At 69.2% G+C, this 16,736-nt stretch carries 16 protein-coding genes and 2 pseudogenes; 9 read left to right on the top strand and 9 right to left on the bottom strand.

What is annotated here, in order from left to right; all coding sequences use genetic code 11:
* Positions 1-169: 169 nt before the first annotated feature.
* Positions 170-1,987 (top strand): amino acid transporter, encoded by a 1,818-nt coding sequence (locus ORI60_RS41080; RefSeq protein ID WP_416234583.1) that lies wholly within the window; start codon positions 170-172, stop codon positions 1,985-1,987.
* Between the two features lie 167 nt (positions 1,988-2,154).
* On the opposite strand, the gene ORI60_RS41075 is transcribed toward ORI60_RS41080, so the two are convergent.
* Genes ORI60_RS41075 through ORI60_RS41065 form a run of 3 tightly spaced genes read right to left on the bottom strand, consistent with a single transcriptional unit; the run spans position 2,155 to position 4,089 of the window.
* The gene (locus ORI60_RS41075; RefSeq protein WP_266043412.1) at positions 2,155-2,343 is read right to left on the bottom strand and encodes a hypothetical protein; all 189 of its coding nucleotides are present in this window, start codon (positions 2,341-2,343) and stop codon (positions 2,155-2,157) included.
* On the bottom strand, positions 2,340-3,860 hold the full coding sequence (locus ORI60_RS41070; protein WP_266043427.1) for a tetratricopeptide repeat protein: 1,521 nt from the start codon (positions 3,858-3,860) through the stop codon (positions 2,340-2,342). The genes ORI60_RS41075 and ORI60_RS41070 overlap by 4 nt, the downstream gene beginning before the upstream one ends.
* Entirely contained in the window at positions 3,742-4,089 is a 348-nt protein-coding gene (locus ORI60_RS41065) for a hypothetical protein (RefSeq protein WP_266043411.1), read from the bottom strand. The genes ORI60_RS41070 and ORI60_RS41065 overlap by 119 nt, the downstream gene beginning before the upstream one ends.
* A 229-nt stretch (positions 4,090-4,318) precedes the next feature.
* Between ORI60_RS41065 and ORI60_RS41060 the strand changes: the two genes are divergently transcribed.
* From ORI60_RS41060 to ORI60_RS41050, 3 genes are all read left to right on the top strand, one after another.
* A complete protein-coding gene (locus ORI60_RS41060) occupies positions 4,319-4,657 on the top strand; it encodes a hypothetical protein (RefSeq protein ID WP_266043410.1) in 339 nt (112 codons plus the stop codon).
* A gap of 200 nt (positions 4,658-4,857) precedes the next feature.
* Positions 4,858-5,412: a 3-oxoacyl-[acyl-carrier-protein] synthase III C-terminal domain-containing protein gene (locus ORI60_RS41055; protein WP_266043409.1), complete on the top strand. Its 555-nt coding sequence runs from the start codon at positions 4,858-4,860 to the stop codon at positions 5,410-5,412.
* 39 nt (positions 5,413-5,451) lie between these two features.
* A complete protein-coding gene (locus tag ORI60_RS41050) occupies positions 5,452-6,045 on the top strand; it encodes a hypothetical protein (RefSeq protein ID WP_266043408.1) in 594 nt (197 codons plus the stop codon).
* Between the two features lie 61 nt (positions 6,046-6,106).
* Here the strand turns inward: ORI60_RS41050 and ORI60_RS41045 are convergent, their stop codons facing one another.
* Entirely contained in the window at positions 6,107-7,123 is a 1,017-nt protein-coding gene (locus ORI60_RS41045) for an MFS transporter (RefSeq protein WP_266043426.1), read from the bottom strand.
* 220 nt (positions 7,124-7,343) lie between these two features.
* Positions 7,344-7,779 (bottom strand): annotated as a pseudogene (locus ORI60_RS41035) (helix-turn-helix domain-containing protein); the annotation flags it as partial.
* A 231-nt stretch (positions 7,780-8,010) separates the two neighbouring features.
* Here ORI60_RS41035 and ORI60_RS41030 point away from each other — a divergent pair.
* A complete protein-coding gene (locus tag ORI60_RS41030) occupies positions 8,011-9,225 on the top strand; it encodes a saccharopine dehydrogenase family protein (RefSeq protein ID WP_266043407.1) in 1,215 nt (404 codons plus the stop codon).
* A 188-nt stretch (positions 9,226-9,413) separates the two neighbouring features.
* Here ORI60_RS41030 and ORI60_RS41025 read toward each other — a convergent pair whose 3' ends face one another.
* From ORI60_RS41025 to ORI60_RS41015, 3 genes are all read right to left on the bottom strand, one after another.
* Entirely contained in the window at positions 9,414-9,965 is a 552-nt protein-coding gene (locus ORI60_RS41025) for an EF-hand domain-containing protein (protein WP_266043406.1), read from the bottom strand.
* A 66-nt stretch (positions 9,966-10,031) separates the two neighbouring features.
* Positions 10,032-12,383 (bottom strand): molybdopterin-dependent oxidoreductase, encoded by a 2,352-nt coding sequence (locus ORI60_RS41020; protein WP_266043405.1) that lies wholly within the window; start codon positions 12,381-12,383, stop codon positions 10,032-10,034.
* Positions 12,384-13,022: 639 nt separating this feature from the next.
* Complete coding sequence (locus tag ORI60_RS41015; RefSeq protein WP_266043404.1) at positions 13,023-13,817, bottom strand: MerR family transcriptional regulator; 795 nt, start codon at positions 13,815-13,817, stop codon at positions 13,023-13,025.
* Between the two features lie 78 nt (positions 13,818-13,895).
* On the opposite strand from ORI60_RS41015, the gene ORI60_RS41010 reads away from it, so the two are divergent.
* The 3 genes from ORI60_RS41010 to ORI60_RS41000 all read left to right on the top strand — a co-directional run bounded on the left by ORI60_RS41010 (position 13,896) and on the right by ORI60_RS41000 (position 16,253).
* Positions 13,896-14,258 carry a nuclear transport factor 2 family protein gene (locus tag ORI60_RS41010; protein WP_266043403.1) on the top strand — a complete coding sequence of 121 codons (363 nt, stop codon included), beginning with the start codon at positions 13,896-13,898 and terminating at the stop codon, positions 14,256-14,258.
* A gap of 40 nt (positions 14,259-14,298) precedes the next feature.
* On the top strand, positions 14,299-15,084 hold the full coding sequence (locus tag ORI60_RS41005) for an SDR family oxidoreductase (RefSeq protein WP_266043402.1): 786 nt from the start codon (positions 14,299-14,301) through the stop codon (positions 15,082-15,084).
* 137 nt (positions 15,085-15,221) lie between these two features.
* On the top strand, positions 15,222-16,253 hold the full coding sequence (locus tag ORI60_RS41000) for an alpha/beta hydrolase (protein ID WP_266043401.1): 1,032 nt from the start codon (positions 15,222-15,224) through the stop codon (positions 16,251-16,253).
* 106 nt (positions 16,254-16,359) lie between these two features.
* Here the strand turns inward: ORI60_RS41000 and ORI60_RS40995 are convergent.
* Positions 16,360-16,416, bottom strand: a pseudogene (locus ORI60_RS40995) (hypothetical protein); the annotation flags it as partial.
* Positions 16,417-16,421: 5 nt separating this feature from the next.
* Here ORI60_RS40995 and ORI60_RS40990 point away from each other — a divergent pair.
* The gene (locus tag ORI60_RS40990; RefSeq protein WP_266043400.1) at positions 16,422-16,655 is read left to right on the top strand and encodes a hypothetical protein; all 234 of its coding nucleotides are present in this window, start codon (positions 16,422-16,424) and stop codon (positions 16,653-16,655) included.
* Positions 16,656-16,736 lie beyond the last annotated feature (81 nt).

The raw sequence follows: 16,736 nt of genomic DNA, 5'->3' as shown, positions 1-16,736 counted from the left end.
CGTGACCGACACAACGCAGTACGAGATACCCGAGCGCGTGGACAGCCCGGTCCGGTCGGCCGCTCCCACCACGGGACTGGGGCGGTGGCTGCTGAAGCACCGCGTGCAGCCGGTGGTGGGGCCGGAGAGCGGTGAGGCGCACGCCGAGCCGCAGTCCTGGTGGAAAGTGATGTGCCTGACGGGCGTGGACTACTTCTCCACGCTGTCCTACCTGCCGGCCATTGCGGCGCTCGCGGCCGGAGCGGTGTCACCGTTGGCGACGTTGCTGATCGTCGCTCTGACGCTGCTGGGCATGCTGCCGATGTACCGGCGAGTGGCGAAGGAGAGCCCGCACGGGCAGGGCTCGGTGGCCATGCTGGAGAACCTGCTGCCGTTCTGGCGCGGGAAGCTGTTCGTGTTGGTGCTGCTGGGGTTCGTGGCCACGTCGTGGATCATCACGATCACACTGTCCTCCGCGGACGCGACCGTGCACCTGCTGGAGAACCCGCTGGCGCCGGACTTCCTGCACGGCCACGAGGTCACGGTGACCGTCGTGCTGTTGCTGGTGCTGGGCGGGGTGTTCCTGCTCGGGTTCAGCGAGGCCGTCGGTGTGGCGATCCCGCTGGTAGCGGTGTTCCTGCTGCTGAACGCCGTCGTCGTGGTGGCGAGCGGGGTGCGGGTGCTGGCCGAGCCGGTGGTGCTCGACCGGTGGGTGGAGGCGTTGACCTCCAGCGGTGGTGGGCTGACCGGGGTGGTCGGGCCGGCGATCCTGGCGTTCCCGTTGCTGGTGCTGGGTTTGTCCGGCTTCGAGACCGGCGTGAGCATGATGCCGTTGGTGGCGTCGAAGGGAAACACCGCGCAGGAGCGGTTGCGCGACCGCGTGCGCAACACCCGCAAGCTGCTCACGGCCGCCGCACTGATCATGTCGGTGTACCTGATCGCCACCAGCTTCGTCACCACCGTGCTGATCCCCGCGCAGGAGTTCCAGCCGGGCGGCCAGGCGAACGGCCGTGCGCTGGCCTATCTCGCCCACGAACTGCTCGGCGAGGGCATCGGCACCGCCTACGACATCAGCAGCATCCTGATCCTGTGGTTCGCGGGGGCCTCGGCGATGGCGGGTCTGATCAACATCGTCCCGCGCTACCTCCCCTCGTACGGCATGGCACCGGAGTGGTCGCGCGCGGTGCGGCCGGTGGTGATCGTCTACACCGCGATCTGCATCCTGGTCACGATCATCTTCAAGGCCGACGTCAACGCCCAGGCCGGCGCCTACGCCACCGGCATCCTGGCGATGATGGTATCCGCCTCGGTCGCCGTGGCCATCTCCGCGGTCCGGCGCCGGCAGCGGGCCGCCGCGGTCGCGTTCACCGTGCTGACGCTCGTCCTGCTCTACGCCCTGGTCGAGAACGTGATCGAGAAGCCGGACGGCATCACCATCTCGATCTTCTTCATCCTGGGCATCATCGCGATCTCGCTGGTCTCGCGCGTCACCCGCACCACCGAGCTGCGGGTGGAGCACATCGAGTTCGACGAGGCCGCGCGCCGCTTCATCGCCGACACACTCGCTCACGACGCTGCCGTGACCCTGATCGCCAACCGCCGTCAGACCGGCGACGCCGCCGAGTACTCCGAGAAGGAAACCGAACAGCGGGGGACCAACCCCGTGCCCGGCACCGCGGACGTGATCTTCCTGGAGATCGACGTGGTCGACCCGTCCGACTTCAGCGAGGTGCTGCAGGTCCGCGGGGTCGAGGTCGACGGGCACCGGATCCTGCGGGCCGACAGCCCCGCCGCGCCCAACGCCATCGCCGCGATCCTGCTCGCCCTGCGCGACTGCACCGGTGTGCGGCCCCACTGCCACTTCGCCTGGAGCGAGGGAAACCCACTGGGCCACCTGTTCCGCTACCTGCTGCTCGGCCGCGGCGACACGGCCCCGGTCGTCCGGGAGATCATCCGAGCGAGCGAACCCGACCCGGAACGGCGACCTGGCATCCACGTCGGAGGCTGACGGCGGAGGCCTTGGGAGCTTCGGCACGAAGTGGCCGGTGCGCGACGAGCACGCCGAGGATCTGATCCGAGCAGGTCTTCCAGCACGATGCTGCGAGCGTCACGTCGTCATCGAGCGAATCCTGCTCTCCGGCTGGACTGCTGATCGTTCGCTCGTGCGCGCACCCCTCACAACCACGGCTCTGCCCGCAGCCCCCACGCGGCGAGTTCGCTGATCACCAGGCGCCGCAGGGCATCCGAGTCGCCGAAGTCATCCGGGATGCCGGTCACCGCCAGGGCGACGCGATCGCCGGTTCTGGTCAGGCAGAGCGACGCCCGCAAGCGTGCCCGTTCGACGACGACGCCCGGCACGTTCATCGTCCGCACAACGACTCGCGAGGCTCGTTGTCCGGCGAAGTGGGTCGCGGCCTCCGGCACCGTGCCGAGGTTGGAGGCGACGACGTCGTTCTGCTGGGCTCCCGGCGGTCGCCACCGCGCTGCCGGCGGTGAGGCAGCAGGTGCCAGGGCGGGTCCGAGCGGTCGGCGGTGAGCTGGAGTGCCCGTTTGGTGGCCCGGCGGGTCGAGGTGAGGTCGCCGTGCACGGGCGGTCCCGCCGGCAGGTCGAGGGTCGCGAAGTCGAGGGCGTTCGCCCGGAGGTCGAGGTCCGGGCGGCGGACGCTCCTGGGCATGCCGAGGCGGATTCCGGTGGTGGAGGAGGTGCGGGCACGGATGAGGTTTGCCGCGATCTCGGTGAACAACGTGTTCGGCGTTCCGCCGTTCGCTGAAGCCACGTCGTGCCAGGACGTGGCGTCGACATCGACGATCGTCCACGAGAAGAACCGGGCCGGTGAGGCGGCGACAGGGGTGGAAGCGTTGCACTGCGAGGCTTTCAGCCGTCGGCGGAAGTTCGCCTTCGTGAGGTGGCCGACCGCCGTCTTGATCTGCGCCAGCGCATCGCGGAAATCGGCCGTGATCGTCGTGAACAAGGCCGGGCGTGGTCTGACGTGCCACGAATCGAGTGCGCGGAAGATGCCGAGGCCGTCGGACCGGAAGTGCGGCACGGTCAGGGAGACGATGGTGCCGGTCCGATGAGGCGCCGCCGCGAGGCGCCACAGCGAGCTCTCCGGCAGCGGCGCGCGGACCTGGGCGTCCACCCAGTCGGCCGCGGAGTCCGGCAGAGGGCCCTGGTGCTCGTGCAGGGGCTCGGCGTTGTCGACATCCGCCCACCTCCTGCGCGCACCCGGAACGAACGGGCGCACCGCGCGCCGGCTCAGGTGGCCGCGGTTGAGGCGGTTCCACTCGGCGTGCAGCGCCGAACTGTCCACGAGGGAAGGAAACAGCCAGAGCACCTGGACGATCCGTCCCGAGCCGAAGTCGGCCACGGCGCGGTGCAGGGCCTCGTCGGTGTCGTTGAGCCGCGGAACCTCAGGTCTCATCGCCGTTCCCGATTCCGGTGAGCAGGGCGCTGACGTCGTCAGCGAGCGGGTCGCCCAGCTCCGCCAGGATTGCTCCGCCTCGGTCCAGGACTCCTGTGCCCCTCGCACGTCGCCGCGGCTCGCCATCGCCTTGCCGAGGCCGACCAGAGTCACCGCCTGCCCGTGCAGGTCGCCGATCTCCCGCCGGATGTCGAGGCCCTGGCGGTAGTGCTCGACGGCCTCGGGGTACCGCCGCATCGCCCGGTAGAGGTCGCCGTGCCGGTAGAGCGCGTAGCCCTGGCCCCAGCGGTCGCCGCGTTCGGCCGCAGCGCTGGACGACCATCGAACCGGCCTTCGCGGATCAGTCGGTGAGGCCGAGCAGGTGGTAGCCGGTGCGGTCGTCCCAGTCGATCTCGTAGTCGTCGAGGGTGAAGGTCCAGTCCGCGTCCGGCACCGCGTTGCGCAGCGAGGTGACCGCAGCCAGCCAGTGCACCAGTGACGGGATCGCCCGGTCATCCACGCCGGGCAGCTTGGTCGACCCGTCGAGCACCGTTCCCGGCTCCAGCCGGTCGTAGAGGTACAGCCCCTCTGCTTCCTGGGAGAACGGCGCGTTCGTGTTGCAGGTGTCGACGACCTGGCCGACCGCCGCGAGTTCGGCGTCGGTCAGCGGGGTCGTGCGGCGAGCCGTGTAGTAGAGGGAGACGCCCACGTGGGCCACCCTAGCTCGGGCACCACGTCCGATGCCGGACCACGCCTTCGACGTTGCCGTGTCGTTCTCCGCCTGTCGTCCTCATCTCCGGTCTGGCGGGCGCGGTCAGGGAGGGGGTACCGAACCGTTCGTGGCGCGGCGGGCTCACCGGTCGGAACGGTGCCGATTCGCACGCCGTGGGCGCCAAGGTGTTCGTGGACGGCGTGCCGTCGCACACTGGCGCGCGGAGGTGGAGGCGCTCGGCTGCGACGCGTTCGTCACCGCCTCCTGCAAGTGGCACGGCACGCATGCGGGAGCGCTCTGGCTGGCACCCGGTGCGCTCGACGGCGCCCGCCTGGTCGAACAGGTGCCGTCGGCGGAACCGGACGGACCCGGCCACCTGCAACTCGGCACGGGCGCCGAGCAACTGGACGCGGCACCTCACGGTGCCGCCGACGCACGAGGACACCGACGCCGAGCTGGAGGAGTGATTCACCACCAGCGGCAAGCTCGACGAGGCCGTCCGCGAGGAGCCGGACTGCTGGAGATGGCGTTGGAGCTGCTGCACGCGGACCTGCGGAGGTGGTGACCTACCGGTACTCGGCGGGCCCGCTGCTGCGCACCCTGTCGAGTTCGTCCACGGCACGGACGACCCGAACGTCGACGACGAGGTCTGGCTGCGGCTGCCCGCCGCGTACGCCCGCTTCGCCAACGGAAAGATCGGAGCACACGCATGACCGGCATAGTCGACTTCGACTTCGCGTTCCCCCGCGGCAGCGTCTCAGTCTCGTGCTGATCGGGTACCGGCTGAGCCGCATGCTCGACTGCACCGACCCGGCGAGCAAGGACCTGTTCAACTTCGGCGACAGCTCGGCCGCGATCCTCGTCTCCGCCTCCGACGTGCGGTTCCGCCACCTGCACTCGGCGATGTACACCGAGCCGCGCTGGCCGGACTACTACACCGGGGCGTACCGCGACGGCCGGATCCTGATCCAGTGCAACGGCCATCGCGAGGGCCTGACCAGCGCCTACGTCGACAACTTCCTGCGGCTCACCAAGGAGACGCTGGTCGCGATCGGCAACAACCTCGGCGACGTCTCGTACCTGCTCATAAACCACGGTGACCGGCGCATGCACGAACGGTTGCTGCGTGAGCTGGAACTGCCCGAGTCGAAGAGCCTCTTCAACTACCACCGCTTCGGCCACATGGGTGGGGCGGACACGCTGATCGCGATCCGCCACCTCGTGGAGACGGGACAGCTGAAGGCGGGCGAAATCGTCCTGCTCGCGACCAGCGCGATGGGATTCAGCTGGGGCATCACCGCGCTGGAATTCCTGGAATAGCGTCTTTTGCAAACGGGACGGGGCATTACCCTGTCCGGCGTGACGTATACCGATGAACTGGTCAAGCGCCAGGCCGCTCTGCAGGCCGAGGCCGACGCGGTGGCAGTCGACCTGGGGTTGGCGGAATTGGCCGAATTGGGTGAACCGATCCGCGTCGGCAGTTCGGCGCTGGGGTTGATGGTCAAGCGGGACCTGGACGTCACGGTGGTTTGCAAGTCGCTGGACGAGCAGACCACCGAGGCCGTCGGCAGGGTGGGGCAGGAGCTGCTGCGGCACCCGCGTGTGCGCGTGGTGACCATGCGCGACGACACGGGTCACTGGAACGTGGATCCGGCGTACCCGGACGGCCTCTACCTGGGCGTCAAGTACCGCACACTGGCCGGCGCCGACTGGACGCTCGACATCTGGTTCGTCGACGAGCCTGATCGTCAGCCCGACCTGGAGCACATCAGGACCATGCCTCCCCGGCTCGACGATGAGAGCAGGAACGCGATTCTCGCCATCAAGGAAGCCTGGGCGGACAATCCCTCGTACGGCTCCGCGGTGTCGAGCTACGACATCTACAGCTCGGTTCTCGACCACGGTGTGCGCTCGCCGGAGCAATTCCTGGAATGGCGCACCAAGAACAAATGAGCAGCGCGAAGCCGGTTGAGGTGGTTCATTTCTCGGTCGGCTTTTTCACGTGTTCACCGGGTCAGGTCGCGGGCACCCCCAGAGCGGGGAGTTTTCGCCTGGCCAGCAGCACCAGCGGCACCGTGAGGAGTGCCAGTCCCGCCAGGATCGACCAGAGCACGGCGTAGCCCGCGGTGAGCAGTCCCGACATGATCGCCGGGGAGCAGGCGCCCGCCGCGCCCCAGATCGTCTGGAGCAACGCGCTGTAGCGGCCCTTGGCGGTCTCGGGCGCCGACTGGTTGGCCGCGGCCACCACGAGCGGCACCGACATGGTCTCGCCGATCACGCCGATCACCGACGTGGCCATCACGATGCCCACCGCGAACGACGGGCCGAGCGGCGGCCCGGCCAGCATGAGCAGAAACCCCGCGCAGAAGACCGCGCCCGCACACGCCACGACGCCGCCTCGGCTCGTCCGCTGAGCCAGTCGCAGCACGGGTTTCTGGACGATCGCGAGCACCACGTTGCCAATCACGACGGACGTGCCCGCGAGCCACACCGGACCCTTCAGCTCGGTCACCGAGACCAGCGGGAAGATCACCACGAGGCTGGAGGTCAGCAGCGACAGGATCGCCTGGATCAGGCACAGCGCCATGCACGGCCGGTCGCGCAGCACCGTCGCCCAGCCGACCGGCGCCGCGTCGACCGTTCTGCGCCGGTCGCCGGGAAGCCTGCCGAGCCCGCGCACGATCGGGAACAGCACGACCGCGGTGAGCGCGAACGTCGCCGCGTTGAAGTACGAGAACAGGTGCAGGCCGGTGACGCTGCCGCTGAGCGGGGTGGCGAGTGCGGCGCCGACGCCCAGTCCGACGACGCGCACGACGCTCTGGGTGCCCAGCAGGTCGTCGAGTTCGCGACCTTTCGCGACGAGACCGAGCAGCGGGGCGTTGGAGGTCCAGAACATCCGGTCGGCCGCGCTGGTGGACGCCGCGAGCACCGCGACGTGCCAGATCTCGCCGGTGAACGGGTAGAGCGTGAACGTCACCGCGCGCACCACGTTGCTCGTCAGCAGCACGACACCGGGACCCCTGCTGTCGATCTGTGGGGTGCCAGAACTCCGTACACATGCGTTGAGCTGCGGTGGTCGGGTCCTGTTGTTCGGTCGGCATGATCGTGGGCGTGGCGCTGCGACTGCTGCATCTCTTCTTCGTCAAGCTGGGCGGCTGGCTGGTCCTGCTCTGCCGGTCCTCGGCGGCGAAGGACGTCGAGTTGTTGGTGTTGCGGCATGAGGTCGCGGTGTTACGCGGTACTCATGGTCGTCCGCGGTTGGATTGGGCTGACCGCGCTGTGCTGGCCGCGCCGGTGCGGCGGTCCATGACCCGGTGGCCGCCGCCGTCGTGGATGGTGCCGAGCTTCTCGATGTCGACGTGGACGAGTTCGCCGGGCCGGGAGTACTCGTAGCGGCGAATCGGCTCGCCAGTCGGGCGGTCCAGCCAGGCCAGCCGGTGCAGGCGGTGGCGGGTCAGGATCCGGTGCAAGGTCAGCGGGTGTGCGGTGCGGGGTGGTGAGCGGACGGCTGGAACGGTCGCGCAGTCCTGCCTCGCCCTCGGTGCGCCAGCGACGCACCCACTTGTGGGCGGTCGCCCGGGAGATGCCCATCTCCGCGGCTACATGGGCGACCGGACGGCCCGCCAGGACGCGCGTGATCAGAAGCCGCCTGCCGTGAACGGTCAGCTGGGCGTTACGGTGGGACACGAAGGCCTCCGTGTGGTGCAGATTCGACACCTACACCACACACGGAGGCCTTTCCTATGATCAAGACCCAGCCGTCAACAAGGCTCGTGATCAATACACCTAGGTCGTGCTGCGGTAGGCACGGTCTGAGGGTGAGCGCGGCGGTGTGGGAGCACGACCGCGTTTCTCCCATACCGCGCCCTGACCACCCGACCGGCGCGGTGGCCGGAGCCTGGGGGCATGCTGACGGTCATGAATCGTGAGCACGACGTCGTCGTCTACGGCGCCACCGGGTTCGTTGGGGCGCTGACCGCCGCATACCTGGCCCGGCACGCCCCCGAGGGCGTACGGATCGCGCTGGCCGGACGGTCCGCGGACAAGCTCGCCGCCACCAGGGCCGGGCTGCCTGCGGCGGCGCGGGAGTGGCCGCTGGTCGTCGCCGACTCGGGGGACCCGGTCGCGCTGGCGGCGCTGGCCGCGTCGACGCGGGTGCTGGCCACCACCGTCGGTCCGTACGCGCGTTACGGGCTCCCGGTCGTCGAGGCGTGCGCACGGGCCGGCACGCACTACGCGGACCTGACCGGCGAGGTGTTGTTCGTCCGCGCCGCGATCGACGCCGTGCACGAGCTGGCCCTGGAGTCCGGAGCCCGGATCGTGCATGCCTGTGGCTACGACTCGATCCCGTCCGACCTGGGCATGTTGTTGCTGCACGAGCGGGCCGTGGCCGACGGCGCGGGGCCGCTCACCGACGTGCGGTTGGTGGCTGCGGTCCGCGGCGGTTTCAGCGGCGGCACGATCGACTCGCTGCGGGCGCAGATCGAGGCTTACGAGAGCAACCCCGGCCTGCGGCGCGTCACCGCCGATCCCCACGCGCTCAGTCCCGACCGGGCAGCAGAGCCGGCGCCCGCCCAGCCCCGCGACGCGGGGATGCCCTCCCGCGCCGCCGACGGGACATGGCAGGCGCCGTTCGTCATGGCCCCGTTCAACACCCGCATCGTGCGGCGCAGCAACGCCCTGCTCGACTGGGCCTATGGGCCGGAGCTGCGCTACGGCGAGGTCATGGGCGCGGGGAGGGGCGTGACCGGAGCGCTCATGGCGGCCGGTATCACCGGTGGGCTGGTCGGGCTGGTCGGCGCGATGTCGGTCAAGCCGGTCCGCGGCCTGCTCGACCGGGTGCTGCCCGGGCCCGGTACCGGGCCCAGCGAACAGGCTCGCGCGAAGGGCTGGTTCCGTTCGGTGCTGCACGCCACCACCAGCTCGGGGCGCCGCTACCGGGCCACGGTCGCCGGACCGGGCGATCCCGGTTACGCCGCCACGGCCGTCATGCTCGGGCAGAGCGCCCTCTGCCTGGCCCTCGACGACCTCCCGCAGCGGTCCGGCTCGCTCACGCCTGCGACGGCCATGGGCCGGCCTTTGATCGACCGTCTCCGTCTCGCCGGCCACACCTACGACGTCACGAACGCCTGACCCGCGCCACCTTGCGGGGTTGGGCGCCGGCAGAGGGCCAGGATGTAGATCCGCACGTCGGCGAGTGCTTGGCGGCTTGATCAACGAGTACGAACCTGCGGCGGCCTGAGGCGCAGGCCAGACCACCAAGCCTAGTTCTGGCACCCCACAGGGCCGTGATCACGTTGATGACACGACATCCCGCTCGGTCAGCCGGTGATCTTGCCGAACAGGTGCGTGGCGGGGGCGTCCGGGTCGTCGCCGTAGAAGAACTCCGTGAGCGCCTGGTGGAACTCGGCGCGGTCCAGTCCGCCCGAGCCGTTCTGGTCCAACGCGCTGAAGACCGCGGCGCAGTCCTCGGACGACACGTTGCCGGCCAGGCTGAAGATCTCCTTGAACTCTTCCTGGTCGACCCTGTCGTCGCCGTCGAGGTCGATCAGGTCGAAGTAGCAGTCGGCCACCGGTCCGACCTGCTGCGGGTAGAGGACGGGATCAGCCAGCGCCTGCCGGAACCCCTCGGTCATCTCTCGCAGGTCGACCTGTCCGTCACCGTCGCGATCCATCGGCGCGATCACGTTGGCCCAGAACGCGTCCAGCCCTTCGGTCAGCCGGCGGGCGGTCGTGGATTCCGGTGCGGCACCACGGGCCGCGATGTAGCGCTCGCCCATCAACCGGACGTCTCGGCTGGTGATGACCCCGTCGCCGTCGACGTCCGCGCCCTTGAACCACTGGCGGTACTTGAGATCCTGAACTGAAGTCATGACCGCGCAACGTATTGAGGCCAGCAGGTGGGGGTCCAGCGGCGTGACCCGAAGGGGGAGACCAGGTCATTCGTTCGGGTGGTGCCGATCATCGTGCCGTACTTCTGTTGGCGTAACGAAGCTTGGTGGTGCGAAGGCGAGCACATCGGGAAGGGAACCGTCGTAGCACTCGACGTTGACCAGTGCGCTGTGGGCACTCGGTCCTTGGGACAGGCGCGAGCACGGCCGGTCCGCGGTGAGGACGTTCGGGTTGCCGTGGCGGTCCATCGTCCCGGTCGTCCCCGGCTGGACCGGATCCCACCACGCTCCCGTGGACAGCTGTACGACCCCCGGCATGACGGCGTCCGACAGGATCGCACCGGCGAGACAGCTGCCGCGGTCGTTGTAGACCCGCACGATCATGCCGTTCTCGATGCCGCGCGCCGCGGCGTCCGACGGGTTGAGCGTCACCGGCTCGCGTCCGCCGATCTTCGAACTGAGGCTGTGGCCGCCGTTGTCGTACTGGCTGTGCAGACGTGAGGCGGGCTGGTTCGAGATCAGGTGCAGTGGGAACCGGTCCGCGAGATCGGCGTGCAGCCACTCCGCCGGTTCGAACCACTTCGGGTGCCCGGCGCAGTCGTCGTAGCCGAACGAGTCGATCTCCTCGGAGAAGATCTCGATGCGGCCCGACGGCGTCGGCAAGGGAAAGCGCTGCGGGTCTGCGCGGAGGTCCTCGAAGCTGCCGGGGAACGGTCCGGCCGCCGCCGGCAGCTCAGCGGTGGAGCTCTGCCAGAAGTCGTCAAAGCTCGGCAGGGCGGCGGCGTCGCCGAGCGCGGTCCTCGTCTGCTCGTAGAGGTGCCGGACCCACTCGATCTCGGAGCGCGACTCCGTGAACTCCTGCCCGAACCCGAGCCGGGCGGCCAAAGCGGCGAAGATGTCGTGGTCGGTTCGGGATTCGCCCGCCGGTTCGCGGACCTTCGGCATCGCGACGATGTGGGGGTCGGAGAACCCGGCGGCGAAGTCGTCGCGTTCGAGGCTGGTGGCGACGGGGAGGACGATGTCCGCGAACCTGGCCGTCGTGTTCCACCAGGCTTCGTGCACCACCACCGTGTCAGGGGCCTGCCAGGCGCGGGTCAGCCGGTGGAGGTCCTGGTGGTGGTGGAACGGGTTCCCTCCGCACCAGTAGATCAGGCGGAGCTCCGGCAGGGTGAGGCGCTTGCCGTCGTAGTCGATGACGTCGCCCGGACGCAGCAGGGTGTCGGCGATCCTCGCGACGGGGATGAAGTCCGCAACCGGGTTGGGAACCGCCGGTATCGTCGCCACGAACGCGCGGTCCGGGGCGACGCCCGTCGCGTCCATCGTCGCGTAACCCGCGCCCCAGCCGCACCCGGGCCGACCCATCGAGCCCGCCATGGCGGCCAGCACCACGGACATCCAGATCGGCTGTTCGCCGTGGTCCGCCCGCTGCACCGCGTAGTTGACCATGATGAGAGATCGTTGCGCGGTGAGGCGGCGGGCGAGGTCGGTGATCGTGTCGCGACCGATGCCCGAGATCTTCGCCGCCCAGGCGGCGTCCTTCGCAACCCCGTCGAGCTCGCCGGTCAGGTAGGAGGCGAAGCGGTCGAACCCGACGCAGCACCGGCGGAGGAAGTCCTCGTCGTGCCACCCGTTGACCAGCATCGTGTGTGCGATGCCGAGCATCGCGGCGGTGTCGGTGTTGGGCACGACGGGCAGCCATTCGGCGTCGAGGAAGTCGGCGGTGTCGCTGCGGATGGGGCTGATGTTCACGAACCGCACCCCGGCCTCACGGCACCGGCGTTGCAGGTCCTCCGTCTGGTGCTTGGCCAGGCCACCGGGGTTGATCTGGCTGTTCTTGAGAGCCAGCCCTCCGAACGCCACCACGAGCTCGCAGTTCTCGGCGATCTGGTCCCACATGGGCATCCGGCTCTGGTAGCTCCACGGATGACCGCCGATCACGTGGGGGAGGATCACCTCCAAAGCCGCGGTGCTGTAGGTGTTGCGGGAGTCGGTGTATCCGCCGCCCAGAGCCAGGAACCGGTGGAGTTGGCCCTGCGCGTGGTGGAACCTGCCCGCACTCGCCCAACCGTAGGATCCACCGAACACCGCGCTGTCCCCGTGCTGTGAACGAATTCGGCGGAGTTCATCGCTCACCAGAGTGATCGCCTGGTCCCAGCTCACCTCTAAGAAGGCGTCCGCGCCTCTGGCCGCGCCGTGGGCGCGAGGCTCGCCGTTCAGCCAGCCCTTGCGCACAGCGGGACGCAGGATGCGGGCGCTGTCATCGGCGGCCGTCACCATTCCGGGGCCGATGAGCGATGGCACGGGGTCGTCGTGCCGAGGTTCGATTCGTACCAGTCGGCCGGAATCGACTACGGCGACGAAACTTCCCCAGTGCGTCGCGACCGAGACGCGTCGTTCCATCACACATCAACTCCACCTCTGAGAGTCCCTGATTTCGGACAACGGTCGCTCACACCGCGGGGGTCAACATGGTGGCACGGGGCGGTCATGGTTTCCCGCCCTCGATGGCACCGTCACCAAGCTGGCGTAGCGCCTGCAGCGCCGGATGGGGTGACGGGCAGAAGTTTCACATCGGTCGTTATCGCGCCGGTGTGTGGCGGGGCCGGTACGTCTGTCACCGCGATTCAGCCTTCCAGCGCTTCACACCGCGACCGCTATCGGGTACCAAGACGGTCGGGGATCACCAACGCGTGTCGCAGCGCGTGCGTTCCGCCTCGGCGTCGCCCGATGCGTGGTGCACCGCCGCGATGTGGCGCAACGTGCCTACCTGGGTGTAGTGGTTGCTGCCGCTGCTCACGGCATCCGCGTCCGGCGTGGCAGGCCGGGGCGTCCGCGATCACGACCCGACGTTGTGACCGCGGACAACCTCCACCTCGTGGATCGGGAGAAGGACGTCATCATCCGCGGTGGCATGAACATCCATCCGCGAAAGGTCGAGACGGTGCTAGCCAGTGACAGCGGAGTCGCCGAGTGCGTCGTCGTCGGCTCACCGCACGCCTGCACAATCTCGGCTGGACACTCCGCTCCGGACTGATCGCGTCAGGTGACGCGGAAGACCGGCCAGCCGATCTCGGTGCGCCACGCGGCGGGGTCGCTCGAGTCGCGAGGGCCGACGACGTAGACCTCGCGCACCGGACCGGCCACAGACATCGCGTTCTCCACCACCCAGGTCCCGAGTTCTCCGTAAGTGACCTCGATGCCGTCGTGCTCGCCGATATGGGTGGTGACGGCCAGTTCCGCGGCCGGAAGGGTTGCAGCGTGCACGCGTCCGGTGCGGGGTGGCGCGGCGGTCGGAAGGTACAGGAGTGCGCGACCGCGCTCTTGTTCGAAGAGGGCGTTGTCGTAGCTGCCGCCCAGTGGTCCGGTCGCGGCGCCGCCGACGGCCGCCTCGAGTTCGGCCACCGCGCCCGCGAACCAGGCTTCGACGTCGCCATGTTCGATGACGGCCTCCACCGCCGCGACCGTGCGGGCGGGTTCCGCGCGTAGTTCGACGGCGATCGGCGCGGGGTCGGGCCGGAGCAGGCGCCGCAGCGACACGACTGCGGCCCTGGTGCGGTCGAGCACGTCCTCGAGGCGTTGCAGGTGGTCCGCGACCAGGGCCGCCCGGACGTCGGGGTCGGGGGTCCGCAGGATTCGCTGCACGTCGCTCAGGGGGACGTCGAGTTCGCGAAGCCGGTAGATGACCTGCGCGGTCGGGATCTGGTCGACGCCGTAGTAGCGGTAGCCGGTGCTCTCGTCCACCACGGCGGGTTCCAGCAGGGTCGCCTCGTGATACCGGCGAAGGGTCCGCACGCTCAGGTGGGTCAGGCGGGAGAACTCCCCAATGGTCAGCACCTGTTCATTCTGGACTCTCCCCCAGGGGGAGAGTCCACGGCTTGACCCTCCCGCGCCGCGAGGCTGCACGGTGTGCTCATGACACAGAACACCGACATCGCGTCCGATCTGCTTCCCGCCATCGTGCGCGAGTTCCTCGCCGCCCACGTCGTCCGCGACGCCGACACCGCCTCGTCATTCCTCACCGAGGACGCGGTGATCGTCGACCAGGACGAGACCTTCCGCGGCAAGGAGAAGGTGCACGCGTTCCTGCGGGATGCCGGCTCCGAGTTCGAGTACACGACCGAACAGATCGGCGCTCGCCGCGTCGACGACGACCACTGGGTGGTGACCGTGCGGCTCGAGGGCACCTTCCCGGGCGGCGTCGCCGAACTCGACTACCGGTTCACGCTGCGCGACGGCCTCATCGCCGACCTCGTCGTCGCCAACCACATGGCCTGACTGAACCCGCGTCACGCCAACCATCAAGGAAAAGAGAAAAATGTCTGGTTCGGATCGCGATCGTCTCGACGGTCGCCGGGTACTGGTCACGGGCGGCTCGAAGGGCGCGGGCAAGGCCGTCGTGCAGAGGCTCCGGGAGCTGGGTGCCGACGTGTACGTGACGGCCCGGACGATGCCCGACGGGTACGAGTACCCAGACCGGTTCATCGAAGCGGACACGACGACGGTCGAGGGCACCGACGCGGTGGTCGCTCGTATCGCCGAGGGCGGCGCGCTCGACGTCCTGGTGCATGTCGTCGGGGGCACGTCGACGCCGGCCGGCGGGTTCGCGGTCATCACCGATGACCAGTGGCTCACCGAGCTGAACCTCAACTTCCTCGGTGCGGTGCGGCTCGACCGGGCCCTGCTCCCGGCGATGATCGAGGCCGGGGCGGGGGTGGTGCTGCACTTCACCTCGATCCAGCGTGAAATGCCCCTGCACGACGCGTCCCTGGCCTACGCGTCGGCGAAAGCCGCTCTGCGCACGTACAGCAAGGGACTTGCCAACGAGCTCGCGCCGCGCGGCGTGCGGGTCAACGCGATCAGCCCCGGCGGCATCGAGACCGAGGCCTACGAACAGTTCGTCGACCGGATCGCCGAGGGCAACGGACTGACCCGCGAAGAGGCGAAGCAGACCATCTTCGACTCCCTCGGCGGAGTGCCGCTGGGCCGGTTCGCGAACCCCGCGGAAATCGCGGACCTGGTCGGATTCCTGGTCTCCGATCGCGCCTCGGCGATCGTAGGCGCCGAGTACGTGATCGACGGTGGGACCGTCCCGACCGTCTGAGCCGGAAGCCGGTCGCGAGCAGTGGCTCGCCGAACAGTTCAACCGGCAGAGGGTGGACAGCATCCGCCACTGATATTCATCGTCCGCCTGTGACCTGCGGCAGGCGGACGTCCTGTCGCCTGCCGCAAGGAGAAGAAATGACCACACACGTCACTGACCGTCCCTCCGCCCAGCCGGTCGGGCCGCCACCCCCATTCGACCCGGAGCTCGCTCCCGTCGTCGAGTCGCTGGCCACCCTGTTCCCGCCCGACGCGTACCGCCCGGACAACATCGCCGAGATGCGCAAGCCCGTCCCCGGGGTGGAAAAACCGACCGACGAGGTCCTTTCGCGCGGCGGCGCCTACAGCGTGGAGGAACGGACGGTCCCGGGGCCGGACGGCGAACCGGACATCGCCCTGCTGATCTGCCTCCCGAAGCACGCGGCGACCCCGACCCCGGCGATCTACCACGTCCACGGCGGCGGCATGATCGTCGAGGACAACCGCTTCGGCATGGTCGAGATGCTGGACCTGGCCGAGCCGATGGGCATGGCCGTGGTCTCGGTCGAGTACCGGCTCGCCCCCGAGACACCCCACCCCGGTCCCGTCGAGGACTGCTACGCCGGCCTGGTGTGGGTGTCGGACCACGCCCACGAGCTCAACATCGACCCGGAACGCATCGTGGTCGGCGGCACGAGCGCCGGTGGCGGCCTCACCGCAGGCGTCACCCTGATGGCACGCGACCGCAACGGCCCGGCCATCCTGGCCCAACTGCTCCTGTCACCGATGCTCGACGACCGCAACGACTCACCCTCCGCCCGGCAGATGCGCGGCCTCGGCATCTGGGACAGTTCCTCCAACGAGACCGGGTGGAACGCGCTGCTCGGCGACGGCGTTCCCGGAGGACCGGACGTGTCCCCGTACGCCGCGCCTGCCCGCGCCACAGACCTCTCCGGACTGCCCCCTACCTTTGTCGACGTCGGGTCGGCCGAAACGTTCCGGGACGAGGACGTCGCCTACGCAAGCCGCATGTGGCAGGCAGGCGGCCGCGTCGAACTGCACGTCTGGCCCGGCGGCTTCCACGGATTCGACGTCGTGGTCCCCAACGCCGTGATCTCCCAGGACGCCATCGCCGCCCGAGCGGCATGGCTGCGCCGTCAGCTTGTGGGGTACCAAAACGTGGTCCGGTAGGCCTGACCTGCGTGTCGAGGCCGCTGCGGCCGGGGTGATCCGGTCGTGGTGGAGAGCGGTGCCGTGCTTGATGTGGTCGACGGTGGTCGTAGTGGGACACGTAGCGATTCAGCACTGATTTCAGGTGATGCTCGTTGACGATCAGCAGTCGGTCGGTGAGCTCTCGACTTGAGGTACCGCCGAACCGTTCCGCGTAGCGGTTCGCCTGCGGACATTGCGGCGGATCTTCACGACATCGATCCCGCCGTCGGCGAGAACCGAATCGAACGACGCCGTCACCTGGCCGGCTCTGTCACGAATGCGGAACCGGAAGTCGCCAACCCGATCCACACGTACACCCGCTTCAACGTGGCCGCGCAGTCGACGTGGAAGAAGTCGCACGCCAGCATGCTCGCCGCTTGAGCACGCTGGAATCGCCGCCACGACGTGTCCGAGCTCCGGGTCGGCGAGGGCGGTATTCGCAGACGCCGGAGCACACGACGG

The organism is Lentzea sp. NEAU-D7 (genome assembly GCF_026242055.1).
Lineage (GTDB): Bacteria > Actinomycetota > Actinomycetes > Mycobacteriales > Pseudonocardiaceae > Lentzea.
The sequence above is the reverse complement of the archived record's forward strand: the minus strand, read 5'-3'. Positions and strand labels throughout refer to the sequence as shown.

Bases quoted from the DNA above. Each gene is read 5' to 3' on its own strand.
- ORI60_RS41080 (WP_416234583.1), top strand. From the start codon at position 170: ATGTGCCTGACGGGCGTGGACTACTTCTCCACGCTGTCCTACCTGCCG.
- ORI60_RS41075 (WP_266043412.1), bottom strand. From the start codon at position 2,343: ATGAACGTGCCGGGCGTCGTCGTCGAACGGGCACGCTTGCGGGCGTCG.
- ORI60_RS41030 (WP_266043407.1), top strand. From the start codon at position 8,011: ATGAATCGTGAGCACGACGTCGTCGTCTACGGCGCCACCGGGTTCGTT.
- ORI60_RS41025 (WP_266043406.1), bottom strand. From the start codon at position 9,965: ATGACTTCAGTTCAGGATCTCAAGTACCGCCAGTGGTTCAAGGGCGCG.
- ORI60_RS41020 (WP_266043405.1), bottom strand. From the start codon at position 12,383: ATGGAACGACGCGTCTCGGTCGCGACGCACTGGGGAAGTTTCGTCGCC.
- ORI60_RS41010 (WP_266043403.1), top strand. From the start codon at position 13,896: ATGACACAGAACACCGACATCGCGTCCGATCTGCTTCCCGCCATCGTG.
- ORI60_RS41005 (WP_266043402.1), top strand. From the start codon at position 14,299: ATGTCTGGTTCGGATCGCGATCGTCTCGACGGTCGCCGGGTACTGGTC.
- ORI60_RS41000 (WP_266043401.1), top strand. From the start codon at position 15,222: ATGACCACACACGTCACTGACCGTCCCTCCGCCCAGCCGGTCGGGCCG.